The following is a 12,202-nucleotide window of genomic DNA, read 5'->3' as shown; positions in this document are numbered from 1 at the left end:
CGTCGAATTCGCACCACCGCACAAGGAGCCCACCCCACCATGGCCGAGCCTGCTGCCGAACACGCTGCCTACCCCGTCGGACTGCGGCTGTCCGGCCGCCGTGTGGTCGTCCTGGGCGCCGGCCAGGTCGCCCAGCGCCGGCTCCCCGCGCTGCTCGCCGCGGGCGCCGACGTCCTGCTGGTCTCCCCGTCCGCCACCCCCTCCGTCGAGGCGATGGCCGACGCCGGCGAACTCCGCTGGGAGCGCCGCCGCTACCGCGCCGGCGACCTCGACGGTGCCTGGTACGCGCTGATCTCCACCGACGACCCCGAGGCCAACGCCGCCGCCTCCCAGGAGGCCGAGGAGCGCCGCGTCTGGGCCGTCCGCTCCGACGACGCCGAGGCCGCCACCGCCTGGACGCCGGCCACCGGCCGCAGCGAAGGCGTCACCGTGGCCGTCCTCACCGGCCGCGACCCGCGCCGCTCCGCCGCCGTCCGCGACGCCATCGTCGAGGGCCTGCGCGATGGCAGCATCGCCGCCCCGCACCACCGCCGCCCGCACACCCCCGGTGTCGCGCTGGTCGGCGGCGGCCCCGGCGACCCCGACCTGATCACCGTCCGCGGCCGTCGGCTGCTGGCCGAGGCGGACGTGGTCATCGCCGACCGGCTCGGCCCGCGCGATCTGCTCGCCGAACTCCCGCCGCACGTCGAGGTCATCGACGCCGCCAAGATCCCCTACGGGCGGTTCATGGCCCAGGAGGCCATCAACAACGCCCTGATCGAGCACGCCAAGGCCGGCAAGGCCGTGGTCCGCCTCAAGGGCGGCGACCCGTTCGTCTTCGGCCGCGGCATGGAGGAGGCCCAGGCGCTCGCCGACGCGGGCATCCCCTGCACCGTCGTCCCCGGCATCTCCAGCACCATCTCCGTCCCCGGCGCCGCCGGCATCCCCGTCACCCACCGCGGCGTCGCCCACGAGTTCACCGTGGTCAGCGGCCATGTCGCCCCGGAGGACGAGCGTTCCCTGGTGGACTGGGCGGCGCTCGCCAAGCTGCGCGGCACCCTCGTCGTCCTGATGGGCGTGGAGAACAGCGGCGCCATCGCCGCCAAGCTCATAGAGTGCGGCCGCCCCGCCGACACCCCGGTCGCCGTCGTCCAGGAGGGCACCACCGCCGCCCAGCGCCGCGTGGACGCCACCCTCGCCACCCTCGGCGAGACGGTACGGGCCGAGGGCGTCCGCCCGCCGGCCGTCATCGTCATCGGCGACGTCGTCGCCCTGACCCCCGCCGCGCCCGCCCAGTAACCGGACCGCTCCCCGGCATAGGCTCCTCGACACCGACAAGGCACTATCTCCCCGTGGCAGAAATCATCACCGTCGATGACCCGGACGACCCGCGGCTGCGCGACTACACCGGCCTCACCGACGTCGAGCTGCGGCGCCGCCGCGAACCGGCCGAAGGACTCTTCATCGCCGAGGGCGAGAAGGTCATCCGCCGCGCCCGGCACGCCGGCTACGAGATGCGCTCCATGCTGCTCTCGGCCAAGTGGGTCGACGTCATGCGCGACGTCATCGACGAGGTCCCGGCCCCGGTCTACGCCGTCAGCCCGGACCTCGCCGAGCGGGTGACGGGCTATCACGTGCACCGCGGCGCGCTCGCCTCCATGCAGCGCAAGCCGCTGCCCACGGCCGCCGAACTCCTCGCCGGCACCCGCCGGATCGCGGTCATGGAGGCGGTCAACGACCACACCAACATCGGCGCCATCTTCCGCAGCGCCGCGGCCCTCGGCATGGACGCGGTCCTGCTGTCCCCGGACTGCGCCGACCCGCTCTACCGCCGCTCGGTGAAGGTCTCCATGGGCGCGGTGTTCTCGGTCCCGTACGCCCGCCTGGAGAGCTGGCCGCGCGACCTGGCCGTCGTACGGGAGTCGGGCTTCAAGCTGCTCGCGCTGACCCCGGCCGAAGGGGCCACCGGCATCGACGAGGTCGCCCCGCACACCCTCGAACGCGTCGCCCTGATGCTCGGCGCGGAGGGCGGCGGCCTGACCACGGGCGCCCTGCGCGCCGCCGACGAATGGGTCCGCATCCCCATGGCCCACGGCGTGGACTCCCTCAACGTAGGCGCCGCCGCCGCGGTCGCCTTCTACGCGGTCTCCACGCCCCGCCGTCCCCCGGAATAATCCCCCCATCCACCCCGTTGTGGCCCCGCAGGGGGCCCACGCACCCCCTAGGGAATCCGTTCCCCCACCCCCTAAGGCCCCACCCGAGCCCCGTCCACCGCCCCCGCGCGCCCACAGCCCCGGCACACCCGCACCGACGCGGCAGGACGCACCGAGGTCACCGGCACTTCCGGCGTACCCGCCCCGGGCGGCCGAGGTGATTCGCCGTCAGGGACGCTGGGCTCCGCCACCGGGCGTGCCGCCGCCGTCGTGCGACGCGACACTCACCGGCCGCTCCACACCCAGCCCGCGGGTCGGCCCCTGACACCCCTGGGCCGCCGCGATCCCGAGCGCCACCAGCAGCGTCACCACCACGAACACCACGACGCGCTGCCGCAGCAGCCGACGGTCCGGGCCCGGCCGCCGGCCGCCCGCGCCGGTGCGCACCGGGGTACGCGAACCGTTTCGCCCGGTGGGCCGCGAGGCCGGCCCCCGCCCGGTGTTCCGCCCGCCGGTCCGCGAGTTGGCCCCCGACGCCGGACCCTGCGCCCGCGCCGCGCCGCCGCGGGACGCCGCGTCCCGGGACGCCGCCGGCCGGGCCGGCCGGGGACGCGGCGCGGGGGTACCGTCCGCCCCCCGCTCGGTCCGCTGGCGCGCGTACTCCTCGGCGCGCTGTCCGGTCGGACGCCCCGACGGCCGCCGCTCCGCGCGCTCCCAGCCGTCCCCGCCCCCCGAACCGTTCTCCCAGGCTCCGGCCGAGTGCCCGTGCGCCTCACGGGCCGCGATCTCCTTCAGCCGCAGCGACAGCGACAGCGTGCTGGGCCGGTCCGCCGGGTCCTTGGCGAGGCACGCCGCGAGCAGCGGCGCCAGCGCGTCCGGCACCCCGGCCAGCTGCGCCTCCTCGTGGACCACGCGGTAGAGCATGACCTCCGAACTGCCCTGTCCGAACGGCGAGTCCGCGGTGCAGGCGTAGGCGAGCGTGGCGCCCAACGAGAAGATGTCGGTGGCCGGCGTCACCGCGGCGCCGCGCACCTGCTCCGGCGCCAGGAAGCCGGGCGACCCGACGGCCGTCCCGACGTGCGTCAACGTGCTGGCCCCGGTGGCCCAGGCGATGCCGAAGTCGATGATCCGCGGGCCCTTGGGCGACAGCAGGATGTTGGACGGCTTCAGGTCCCGGTGCACCACGCCCGCGTCATGGACGGCCAGCAGCCCCTCGGACAGCGCCGCGCCGATGGCGGCGACCTGCGCGGGGGAGAGCGGCCCCTCCTCGTTCACCTTGTCGTGCAGCGAGGGGCCGGGGACGTACTGGGTGGCGAACCACGGGCGGTCGGCGTCCAGGTCGGCCGCCACCAGCCGCGCCGTGCAGCCGCCGCGGATCCGCCGGGCGGCCGAGACCTCGCGGGCGAACCGCGACCGGAATTCCTGATCCTCCGCCAGATCCGGCCGGATCACCTTCAGGGCGACCCGCTGCCCGCGCTTGTCCGAGCCGAGGTAGACCACGCCCATCCCGCCCGCGCCGAGCCGGCGGTGCAGTCGGAACGAGCCGACGACACGCGGGTCCTCGCGTCGGAGCCGCATCATCGCCATGTCCGTCCCCTGCCTGCGGTGGGGAGGCCCCACTCCGCTCAACCGTCTGACGTGGCACAGCTTACGGATTGCCGGCTCGCTGTGCTGAGAGGCCGCGCATGCGTCGGCAACCGGATTACCCGCGGCCGTCCCGATCCCCGCCGCACGGAAGGAAATCGGCCCGCCCCCCGGCCTCGCTACCCGCACCGCCCCCCAATGATCCCTTTCCCAAGGGAGTTTGACGGTGCGAAAGGTGCGGGGGCGGCGCGGGCCCCGGATCCCGCGAGCCCCGTCCCGCGGCGGGGGCGGCCGGCCGCGGGGGAGCGCCCCGAGTGATCGAAGTCACCGTTTCGACACCCTTGCGCCCGGCAAGCCCGATACCCGCCGTCGCGCCGCCCACCTGCGCCGTGCGCCCCTGTCAGGGATCTCTCCGGGCCCCGCCCCCGTTCTCTCCACCCAGGGGAGTACTCCGGGCCCCCTCCCGTCATCCTCCCGGAGGCCCGCCAAGCGGTACGACGGCATGACGCCCGCTACCCCCACGCCCGCCTAGGCTTGAGGTCAAGCGGCGGGTGCAGCACTCGTCCCCCGAGGTCAGACGCCCGCCGCCCTGGAACACGACAGGAGCAGAAGGATGGCGGACAGTACGGGGCGGACGGCCCTCCGGACGCGGGGCCGCAGGGCCACCACCGCGCTCGGCGGCAACCGGCCCGCCGGCACCCGCCATCCCCTCATAGCGGTCGCCATGGTGCTGCCGCTGGTGTTCCTCCTGGCCGTGGTCTTCGGCGGCTGGGAGGCCGTCGTCACACAGGCGTCGTCCGTGGTCGGAATGCTGGGGCGCTGAGCGGCGCCCCGGTCCTGGGAGAGCGGCCCGGGACGGGGACTTCCGGCTGAAACCCCGTGGGGACGGGGGTGCGGCGGACGGCACGAGTGGCCGGGCATCTGGGGAGATGCCCGGCCATCGGGTTTTCGGGAACCGCCCGTCGGGCCTGTCGGGAACTGCCTCGCCGCCCGGGGGAGTTGACCGCCGAAATGCGGTGACACAAACGACCGAGGGCCGGAGCTGCTGCTCCGGCCCTCGGGCTTCGGTGTGGACGATACTGGGATTGAACCAGTGACCTCTTCCGTGTCAGGGAAGCGCTCTCCCGCTGAGCTAATCGTCCTCGGGACCGCGGATCTCAAAGATCACCGCGGGCACTGCGTGCGCGATACTGGGATTGAACCAGTGACCTCTTCCGTGTCAGGGAAGCGCTCTCCCGCTGAGCTAATCGCGCGGGGATCCGGCGTTACCGGATCAGTGGACGATACTGGGATTGAACCAGTGACCTCTTCCGTGTCAGGGAAGCGCTCTCCCGCTGAGCTAATCGTCCTTGGAGGTGGAGACGGGATTTGAACCCGTGTAGACGGCTTTGCAGGCCGTTGCCTCGCCTCTCGGCCACTCCACCAGGAGTGTGTGTAGGGGGTTCGGGATGATCCCCCACATCGAGCGGACGACGAGACTCGAACTCGCGACATCCACCTTGGCAAGGTGGTGCTCTACCAACTGAGCTACGTCCGCGGGTGGCTCTCCCTGACTAGGTCGGGAAGCTACCTGGCCTCCGGGGCGCTTCCGCGTCCCGGCGACGTGTTGAACTCTAGCGGATTCCTGGGCCAGTACAAAAACGCGTTTGTGCAGCGTGCTGCGGTGCTCGGTCGGCCCGGGCGATCGAGGGTGCCCCGCCATAGACTCACTGACGTGCACGATTTCGCTCCGATGGCCCGCTTCGGCGGCCTGATAGCCACCGACCTGCGCGATGTGACCAGCGATCCGGCGGCACTGGATTCCGCGGGTTGGTGGGCGGTGACCGCCGACTTCGAGGGGGGCGTGGTCTGCGCCCGCTTCGGCGACGTACGCCCCGCCACCGCCGCGGACGCCCCGGCGCCCGGCGCCTGGCGCGGCCCCGCCCCGGCCGACTGGCGCAGCTCGCTGGACCGCGCCGCCTATACGGAAGGCGTCCGGCGCATCCGGGCCCACATCGCGGCCGGCACGGTCTATCAGGTGAACCTCTGCCGGGTCCTGACCGCGCCGTTGCCCGACCCCGAGCGCGCCGACGTGGACGCGCTCTCCGCGGTCCTGGCGCACGGCAACCCGGCGCCCTACGCAGGAACGATTCGTTTGCCCGGTCACGGCGTCGAGATCGCGACCGCCTCCCCGGAGCTGTTCCTGCGCCGGGACGGCCGCACCGTCGAGTCCGGTCCCATCAAGGGGACCGGCCGCATCGCCGCGGACCTCTCGGAGAAGGACCGGGCGGAGAACGTGATGATCGTGGACCTGGTCCGCAACGACCTCGGGCGGGTCTGCGCCACCGGCTCGGTGACCGTTCCCGCCCTGTGCGCGGTGGAGGAACACCCCGGCCTGGTCCACCTCGTCTCCACCGTGCGCGGTGAACTGGCCGAGGCACACGAGAAGACGGCGTGGGCCGATCTGCTCGGCGCCACCTTCCCGCCCGGCTCGGTCACCGGAGCCCCCAAGTCCAGCGCCCTGCGGATCATCGACGAGTTGGAGACCGCCCCGCGCGGTCCGTACTGCGGCGGCATCGGCTGGGTGGACGCCGACCGCCGTACCGGCTGGCTCAACGTCGGCATCCGCACGTTCTGGATCGACCGCGCCCCCACCGAGGGGCCGGTGCTCCGCTTCGGCGCGGGAGCCGGGATCATCTGGGACTCGGACCCGGAGCGGGAGTGGGCGGAGACCGAGTTGAAGGCGCGCCGGCTGCTGGCGGTAGCGTCTGGTGAGCACGAAGTGACGGAAGGACCCAAGCGATGAAGATCTGGCTCGACGGGGAACTGCGGGACGCCGAGGGCGCCCGCGTCTCGGTCTTCGACCACGGCCTCACGGTCGGCGACGGGGTCTTCGAGACGATCAAGGCCGAGCGGGGGCGGGCCTTCGCCCTTACCCGCCATCTGGAGCGCCTGGCCACGTCCGCCCGGGGGCTCGGCCTGCCCGAACCCGACCTCGACGAGGTGCGGCGCGGCTGCACGGCCGTCCTGGACGCCAACCCGATGCCGCTGGGCCGGCTGCGGATCACCTACACCGGCGGTGTCTCGCCGCTCGGCTCGGACCGTGGCGAGGCCGGCCCGACCCTGGTCGTCGCCGTCTCCGCGACCAGCCGGCGGCCGGACACCACCGCCGCCGTCACCGTCCCCTGGACCCGCAACGAGCGCGGCGCCCTCACCGGCCTGAAGACCACGTCGTACGGCGAGAACGTCGTCGCCCTGGCCCGCGCCCGCGAACAGGGCGCTTCCGAGGCGCTGTTCGCCAACACCACCGGCGCGCTCTGCGAGGGCACCGGCTCCAACATCTTCGTCGTCCTCGACGGCGAACTGCACACCCCGCCGCTGGCCTCCGGTTGCCTGGCCGGCATCACCCGCGCCCTGACCGTCGCCTGGGCCGGCGCCAAGGAGACCGACCTGCCGCTGGACGTCCTGGAGAGCGCCGAGGAGATCTTCCTGACCTCCACGTTGCGCGATGTCCAGGCCGTGACCCGGATCGACGGCCGCCAACTCGCCGACGAGCCGGGCCCCGTGACCGCCGAGGCGATGCGGATCTTCGACCGGGAGTCGGCCGCGGACTTCGACCCGCGCTGAGGGTGACGGGCTCGCGGGCGGGCGAGTAGAAAGTCCTTCGTGACCACTACGCTGCGCCCCGCGGGCCCCGAAGTACGACACGACGACGGCCGCCGGTCCCGCCCCTACGACATCTGCGTCAACAGCCGCCGGGTCGGCGGGATCCAGCTGGCCACGGACGCCCGCTTCGGGCCCACCGCCGGCCGGATCGAGGCCCTGCACGTCGAGGCCCCCGACCGGCACCGGGGCCGCGCCACGGTCGCCGCGCTGGCCGCCGAGGAGGTACTGCGCGGCTGGGGCTGCCGACAGATCGAACTGACCGTGCCCAGGGACGCCGAGGCCGCGGTGCGGCTCTCGGCGGCGCTGGGCTACACCGAACGCGGCCGGATCATGACCCGGGCCCTCACCCGCCCGGGCGGGCTCCCCGACGGCAGCGTCGACCGGCCGATGTCCGAGGACGGGTACCCGGCCTGGCGGGACGCCGCGATCGCCGAGCGCGTCCGGCAGCAGACCGCCGAGGGGATGTCCCGCGAACGCGCCGAGGCGACCGTGCCCGCCGAGCACGCGGCACTGCTCCCCGAGGGCGCGGCCACCCCCGGTCACGTCCTGCGGGTCCTCGCCCACGAGGGCACCGACGTCGGCACCCTGTGGCTCGCCCTGCGGCTCCCCGGGCAGCCCGGCGGGTACGTGATGGACGTGCGGGTGGCGCCCGAGCACCGCGGCGAGGGACACGGCCGCAGCCTGATGCTCGTCGCCGAACGGGAGACCCTGGCCGCGGGCCGCTCCTCGCTGGCGCTCCACGTCCACCCGGACAACGCCGCGGCGCTGGGTCTGTACCGCTCGCTGGGCTACCGGACCACCGCGTACCGGATGTGGAAGCCGATCCTCTGACCCGCTCCACCGACCGGCCCGCGGGGGCCTGACGGGCCCGACCGGAGCGGGCGGCCGGGCCGCGGTCGCGTCAGCCGGCGGCGGAGTCCGGCCCGGCCAGCAGCCGTTCGGCGATCTCCTCGATCCGGGCGCGCAGCCCCTCCTGGCTCCTGCCGCCGTCCAGCCGCTCGCCGCCGATCTCGTACGTCGGGGTGCCGGTCACCCCGATCGCCTTGCCCTCGGCCTGGTCCGCGTCCACCGCCAGCAGATGCCGCCCGTCGACCAGCGCGGTGTCGATCTCCTCGGCGTCCAGCCCCAGCTCCCCGGCGACGTCGAGCAGCACCTTCTCGCCGTGCTTGCCGAGCTCCGCGGTGCGCGCTAGCAACGCCTCGATGTACGGCCAGCCCTGCCCCTGTTCGGCGGCCTCCTCGGCGGCCTGGGCGGCCGCGTAGGCGTGCTTGTGCTTGGCCAGCGGGAAGTGCCGCAGCCGGATCTCCAGCCGGTCGCCGAAGCGCTCGCGCAGCGCCCGTACGTCCGCGAGGGCGGTGGCGCAGTCCGGGCACTGCAGATCGCACCACACGTCGAGGACGGGGCTGACAGGGCGGTCGGGGCTGACGGGACTGGTGGGGCCGGAGGCGGCGGCGTCGTTCATACGGCCAGTCTTCCAGCCCGCCGCCCTGGGGAGGAACCCGGACCTGCGGAGGAGAGCGACCCGGAGATCTCCCTGAGGTCCTGGCCCGGACGTGGCCTGTGCGGGGTCGGAGGGGGCAGGATGGAGGGGAGCGCGGAACGCCCGCTCGCCCTTTGGACCGGCAGGAGGACCGGATGCTGACCTCGACAGTCTGTGCCGCGGTGTCGGCAGCGGGCCTGGGTATCGCCGCGCTGACCGCTTATCGCAAGCGTTTCCTGGCCGCGACCCGGATCGCCGCCTTCGCCCTGATCCCGATCGGCCTGGTCATGACGGGCGTCATCGACTGGGTCACGAGCATCGTCTTCAAACCCACGGTCTGGGCCGGGTTCGGGGTGCTCGCGCTCTCCGCGGGGCTGTTCGCGATCAGCAGGCTGGTGGAGCGGCGTCGCGGGATAGCCGGTCGCAAGGAGCGCCGGGCCGCGGCGGGTTCCGGGGCGCCGGCGGTGGCGCCGGCCGCTTCCGCGCCGTCCCTCGGCCCCGGCCGGAAGGCGCCGAAGAGCACCCCCGCGCCGAGCGCGGGCAGCGCTCCCAAGGATGACTTCTCGGACATCGAAGCGATCCTGAAAAAGCACGGGATCTGATGAACTCCCGCTGCTGAGCGGCCTATTGCGGCTTCCGGGACGATCATCTGCGCGATGATGCGCGCGAGATGAACGATGAGTGCGCCCTCGCCCAAGACGACGCCCCGTCCCCCGAGCCACGCGGCTGCCTGTTCGCGCTGTCCCAGCCGCCGCTGATGCTCTTCCTAGCCGTGATCGGCCTACTGCTCCTCCTAGGCGCGGTACACGACCTCTACATCCTCTGAGGTCCGCACGGGCCGGATGCGGACCCGGCCCGCCGGCCACCGTGCGACCGCGGGCCGTACCCGCCGCGGTCGCTCAGCCCGCCGCCTCCCGCCGCCGTGCGCGGTACGCCGCGACGTGCAGCCGGTTCCCGCAGGTCCGGCTGTCGCAGTAGCGCCGCGAGCGGTTGCGGGAGAGGTCGACGAAGGCGTGTCGGCAGTCCGGTGCCTCGCAGCGCCGCAGCCGCTCGCGCTCCCCGGCGACGAGGATGAAGGACAGCGCCATCCCGCCGTCCGCGGCCAGGTGGTCGGCGACCGAGGCGCCCGGCGCGAAGTAGTGGACGTGCCAGTCGTAGCCGTCGTGGTCGGTCAGCCGCGGGGTGGTGCCCGCCGAAGCGACCAGCGTGTTCAGCCGTGCGGCGGCGGCGCGGTCGTCGCCGGCGGCGAAGACCTCCGCGAACCGCGCCCGGACGGCCCGTACGGCCGCCAGGTCGTCCGGGCCGAGGGATCCGACGTCGCTGACGTCGTTGCGCCGGACGAACTCCGCGAGGGCCGCGAGGTCGGTCAGGCTGTCCGGGGCGCCGGGGGAGTCGCCCTCGGGGGCGGTGTTCAGCAGATCGACGACCGCGTCCAGCGCGCACCGGGTGTCATGGGTGATCATCACGGTTCCGCTCCCTGGCCGGGTGGGGTCGGCCGCTGCCGCCCCGGTGTCGTTGGCGAATGGTCGCCGACTCTAGCGCCTGGGACAAGCCTCGGCGCCGTCACCGCGGTGGGTCCGCGGTGACGGCGCCGAAGTGTGCCGTGTGAACTTGTCGGTCCTGCGCCGTCTCCCCGAGTCGGACGGTCGCAAGTGTGAGCGGGTGGATGCGGTGGGTGTGCGTGCTGCGTCTCAGCTCTCCGCCAGGATGTGGGAGAGCTCGGTGTCGAGGTCGAAATGCCGGTGTTCCGTACCGGGCGGTACGGCGGCATCCGTCCGCTTGAGGAACGATTCCAGTGCCCGCGCCGGCGCCTCCAGGAGGGCTTCCCCCTCCGGGGAGCTCAGGGCGATGCAGACGACGCCCTGTCCGTGGCTCCGGGACGGCCACACGCGGACGTCTCCGGTGCCCGTGGGCCGATGCAGGCCCTCGGCGAGGAGGTCGCGGGCGAAGACCCACTCAACCGTTTCCTCGGCTCCGGTGTGGAAGGTGGCGTGCACGGCATACGGATCGGCCGTGTCATACCGCAGGCCCGCGGGTACAGGCAGTGAGGACTCGCTCGACACAACGAGGCGCAGGTGCAGCTCGCAGCTGACCGTGGTGTTCATAAGCGCCAGGGCCTTTCGCTCAGTGTGCGCTCGGGGATTCGCACGTCGGCGAAATCGACATGCCACCTACGGTGCCGTTGTAAACCCCTCTGACGGTTTTGTGTGGCTTCAGGTACCTCTTACGGCGGATTGCGTGAGCGTCCTCGGCGGTAAGTTCGGCCAGGCGAACATGCCGGTTGCATAGGCGATACGAATACGCAGAGTAATGGAGCGGGCAGCGCTTCGCGATGATCTCGGGCGGTTCGGCGTGCCGGGTGTCGGGGTTCGGCGCCCGGCGCACGGCCGGGTGCCCGGTGCGTGCCGGGTGAAGATCGGCGATGCCGCGACGGTGGTCAGGAGCGCCCCCGACGTGCGGTAATGTTGTCGATGCGCCCGGGCGATTAGCTCAGTGGGAGAGCGCTTCGTTCACACCGAAGAGGTCACTGGTTCGAACCCAGTATCGCCCACCCCGGACGACGGCCCGGAGACTTCAAGTCTCCGGGCCGTTGCGGTTGTTGGGCCGTTCTCGGCCGGCGGGGGCGCACACTGGGATCATGCCCGACTCGTCAGGTCGATCGTGCCGTCTGCACCGCTACCGCTTCCGCAGCGTCTGGCTGCTGCATGCCCCGCCCGCCGTCGTCTACGCGGTACTGGGGCGGGCCGAGGCGTATCCCCGCTGGTGGCCGCAGGTGCGTGAGGTCGTCCCGCTCGACGATCGCAGCGGCACCGCGCGGTTCCGGTCCTTCCTGCCGTACGAGCTGACCGTGGTGGCGACCGAGACCCTGCGGGATCCGGCGGCCCGGGTGCTGGAAATAGGGATGCGCGGCGACCTGGCCGGCTGGGCGCGCTGGACGATCATGCCGGGGGAGGGCGGTACGCGGGCCGTCTTCGAGCAGGAGGTGGAGGTCCGCAAGCCGGTGCTGCGGCGCTGGGCGCTGCTGGGACGGCCGGTGTTCCGGGTCAATCACGCGCTGATGATGCGGGCCGGGCGGCGCGGCCTGAGGGCCTGGCTGGCCCGCGGGTGAGGGGTGGCGGGACAGGAATTTGATGGAAGGGCGTGACGACCTGTATCGTTCAGGTCGTTCGCGAGGGAAACCCCGCCGACACCCGGGCGATTAGCTCAGTGGGAGAGCGCTTCGTTCACACCGAAGAGGTCACTGGTTCGAACCCAGTATCGCCCACCGGGATCGAGAACCGGGCCGCCAAAAGGCGGTCCGGTTCTTTTTGTTGGTCGGGTGCGGCCGTGATCCGGGGCGGGCGATTGTGCGGTCGACGGC

At 73.1% G+C, this 12,202-nt stretch carries 13 protein-coding genes and 7 tRNA genes; 11 read left to right on the top strand and 9 right to left on the bottom strand.

Annotated features, from left to right (window positions below):
• The first annotated feature begins 39 nt into the window (after positions 1–39).
• Both cobA and JNO44_RS11060 read left to right on the top strand, forming a co-directional pair.
• Complete coding sequence (cobA, locus tag JNO44_RS11065; protein WP_039637965.1) at positions 40–1,278, top strand: uroporphyrinogen-III C-methyltransferase; 1,239 nt, start codon at positions 40–42, stop codon at positions 1,276–1,278.
• A 53-nt stretch (positions 1,279–1,331) separates the two neighbouring features.
• The gene (locus tag JNO44_RS11060) at positions 1,332–2,153 is read left to right on the top strand and encodes a TrmH family RNA methyltransferase (RefSeq protein ID WP_073445409.1); all 822 of its coding nucleotides are present in this window, start codon (positions 1,332–1,334) and stop codon (positions 2,151–2,153) included.
• Between the two features lie 207 nt (positions 2,154–2,360).
• Here JNO44_RS11060 and JNO44_RS11055 read toward each other — a convergent pair whose 3' ends face one another.
• Positions 2,361–3,719, bottom strand: coding sequence for a serine/threonine-protein kinase (locus JNO44_RS11055; protein ID WP_205363475.1), 1,359 nt, complete (start codon positions 3,717–3,719; stop codon positions 2,361–2,363).
• 610 nt (positions 3,720–4,329) lie between these two features.
• Between JNO44_RS11055 and JNO44_RS11050 the strand changes: the two genes are divergently transcribed.
• Positions 4,330–4,539 carry a hypothetical protein gene (locus JNO44_RS11050; protein ID WP_205363473.1) on the top strand — a complete coding sequence of 70 codons (210 nt, stop codon included), beginning with the start codon at positions 4,330–4,332 and terminating at the stop codon, positions 4,537–4,539.
• A 247-nt stretch (positions 4,540–4,786) separates the two neighbouring features.
• Here JNO44_RS11050 and JNO44_RS11045 read toward each other — a convergent pair.
• The 5 genes from JNO44_RS11045 to JNO44_RS11025 form a co-directional block, all read right to left on the bottom strand.
• Positions 4,787–4,858 (bottom strand) — tRNA-Val (locus tag JNO44_RS11045).
• Positions 4,859–4,897: 39 nt separating this feature from the next.
• Positions 4,898–4,969 (bottom strand) — tRNA-Val (locus tag JNO44_RS11040).
• Positions 4,970–4,993: 24 nt separating this feature from the next.
• Positions 4,994–5,065 (bottom strand) — tRNA-Val (locus JNO44_RS11035).
• A 1-nt stretch (position 5,066) separates the two neighbouring features.
• Positions 5,067–5,140, bottom strand: a tRNA-Cys gene (locus tag JNO44_RS11030).
• 40 nt (positions 5,141–5,180) lie between these two features.
• A tRNA-Gly gene (locus tag JNO44_RS11025) sits at positions 5,181–5,253 on the bottom strand.
• A gap of 177 nt (positions 5,254–5,430) precedes the next feature.
• Here JNO44_RS11025 and JNO44_RS11020 point away from each other — a divergent pair.
• The 3 genes from JNO44_RS11020 to JNO44_RS11010 are packed head-to-tail and all read left to right on the top strand — an operon-like array spanning position 5,431 to position 8,192.
• Positions 5,431–6,501 carry a chorismate-binding protein gene (locus tag JNO44_RS11020; protein WP_205363470.1) on the top strand — a complete coding sequence of 357 codons (1,071 nt, stop codon included), beginning with the start codon at positions 5,431–5,433 and terminating at the stop codon, positions 6,499–6,501.
• On the top strand, positions 6,498–7,322 hold the full coding sequence (locus JNO44_RS11015; RefSeq protein ID WP_205363461.1) for an aminotransferase class IV: 825 nt from the start codon (positions 6,498–6,500) through the stop codon (positions 7,320–7,322). The genes JNO44_RS11020 and JNO44_RS11015 overlap by 4 nt, the downstream gene beginning before the upstream one ends.
• 39 nt (positions 7,323–7,361) lie before the next feature.
• Positions 7,362–8,192, top strand: a complete 831-nt coding sequence (locus tag JNO44_RS11010) for a GNAT family N-acetyltransferase (protein WP_205363459.1) — start codon at positions 7,362–7,364, stop codon at positions 8,190–8,192.
• A gap of 70 nt (positions 8,193–8,262) precedes the next feature.
• Here JNO44_RS11010 and JNO44_RS11005 read toward each other — a convergent pair whose 3' ends face one another.
• Positions 8,263–8,823 carry a DsbA family protein gene (locus tag JNO44_RS11005; RefSeq protein WP_205363457.1) on the bottom strand — a complete coding sequence of 187 codons (561 nt, stop codon included), beginning with the start codon at positions 8,821–8,823 and terminating at the stop codon, positions 8,263–8,265.
• 173 nt (positions 8,824–8,996) lie between these two features.
• On the opposite strand from JNO44_RS11005, the gene JNO44_RS11000 reads away from it, so the two are divergent.
• Positions 8,997–9,443, top strand: coding sequence for a hypothetical protein (locus JNO44_RS11000; protein ID WP_039637974.1), 447 nt, complete (start codon positions 8,997–8,999; stop codon positions 9,441–9,443).
• A 68-nt stretch (positions 9,444–9,511) separates the two neighbouring features.
• Positions 9,512–9,667 carry a hypothetical protein gene (locus tag JNO44_RS10995; protein ID WP_167390759.1) on the top strand — a complete coding sequence of 52 codons (156 nt, stop codon included), beginning with the start codon at positions 9,512–9,514 and terminating at the stop codon, positions 9,665–9,667.
• 73 nt (positions 9,668–9,740) lie between these two features.
• On the opposite strand, the gene JNO44_RS10990 is transcribed toward JNO44_RS10995, so the two are convergent.
• Positions 9,741–10,307 (bottom strand): CGNR zinc finger domain-containing protein, encoded by a 567-nt coding sequence (locus JNO44_RS10990; protein ID WP_067353759.1) that lies wholly within the window; start codon positions 10,305–10,307, stop codon positions 9,741–9,743.
• Positions 10,308–10,532: 225 nt separating this feature from the next.
• Positions 10,533–10,946, bottom strand: coding sequence for an SsgA family sporulation/cell division regulator (locus tag JNO44_RS10985; protein ID WP_003959770.1), 414 nt, complete (start codon positions 10,944–10,946; stop codon positions 10,533–10,535).
• A 374-nt stretch (positions 10,947–11,320) separates the two neighbouring features.
• Here JNO44_RS10985 and JNO44_RS10980 point away from each other — a divergent pair.
• The 3 genes from JNO44_RS10980 (at position 11,321) to JNO44_RS10970 (ending at position 12,106) form a co-directional block, all read left to right on the top strand.
• Positions 11,321–11,392, top strand: a tRNA-Val gene (locus tag JNO44_RS10980).
• Between the two features lie 87 nt (positions 11,393–11,479).
• Positions 11,480–11,950, top strand: a complete 471-nt coding sequence (locus tag JNO44_RS10975) for an SRPBCC family protein (RefSeq protein WP_205363455.1) — start codon at positions 11,480–11,482, stop codon at positions 11,948–11,950.
• An 84-nt stretch (positions 11,951–12,034) separates the two neighbouring features.
• Positions 12,035–12,106: transfer RNA gene (locus tag JNO44_RS10970), tRNA-Val, on the top strand.
• The last annotated feature ends 96 nt before the right edge of the window (positions 12,107–12,202 follow it).

It is taken from the genome of Streptomyces noursei, assembly GCF_016917755.1.
GTDB lineage: Bacteria > Actinomycetota > Actinomycetes > Streptomycetales > Streptomycetaceae > Streptomyces > Streptomyces yunnanensis.
The sequence above is the reverse complement of the archived record's forward strand: the minus strand, read 5'-3'. Positions and strand labels throughout refer to the sequence as shown.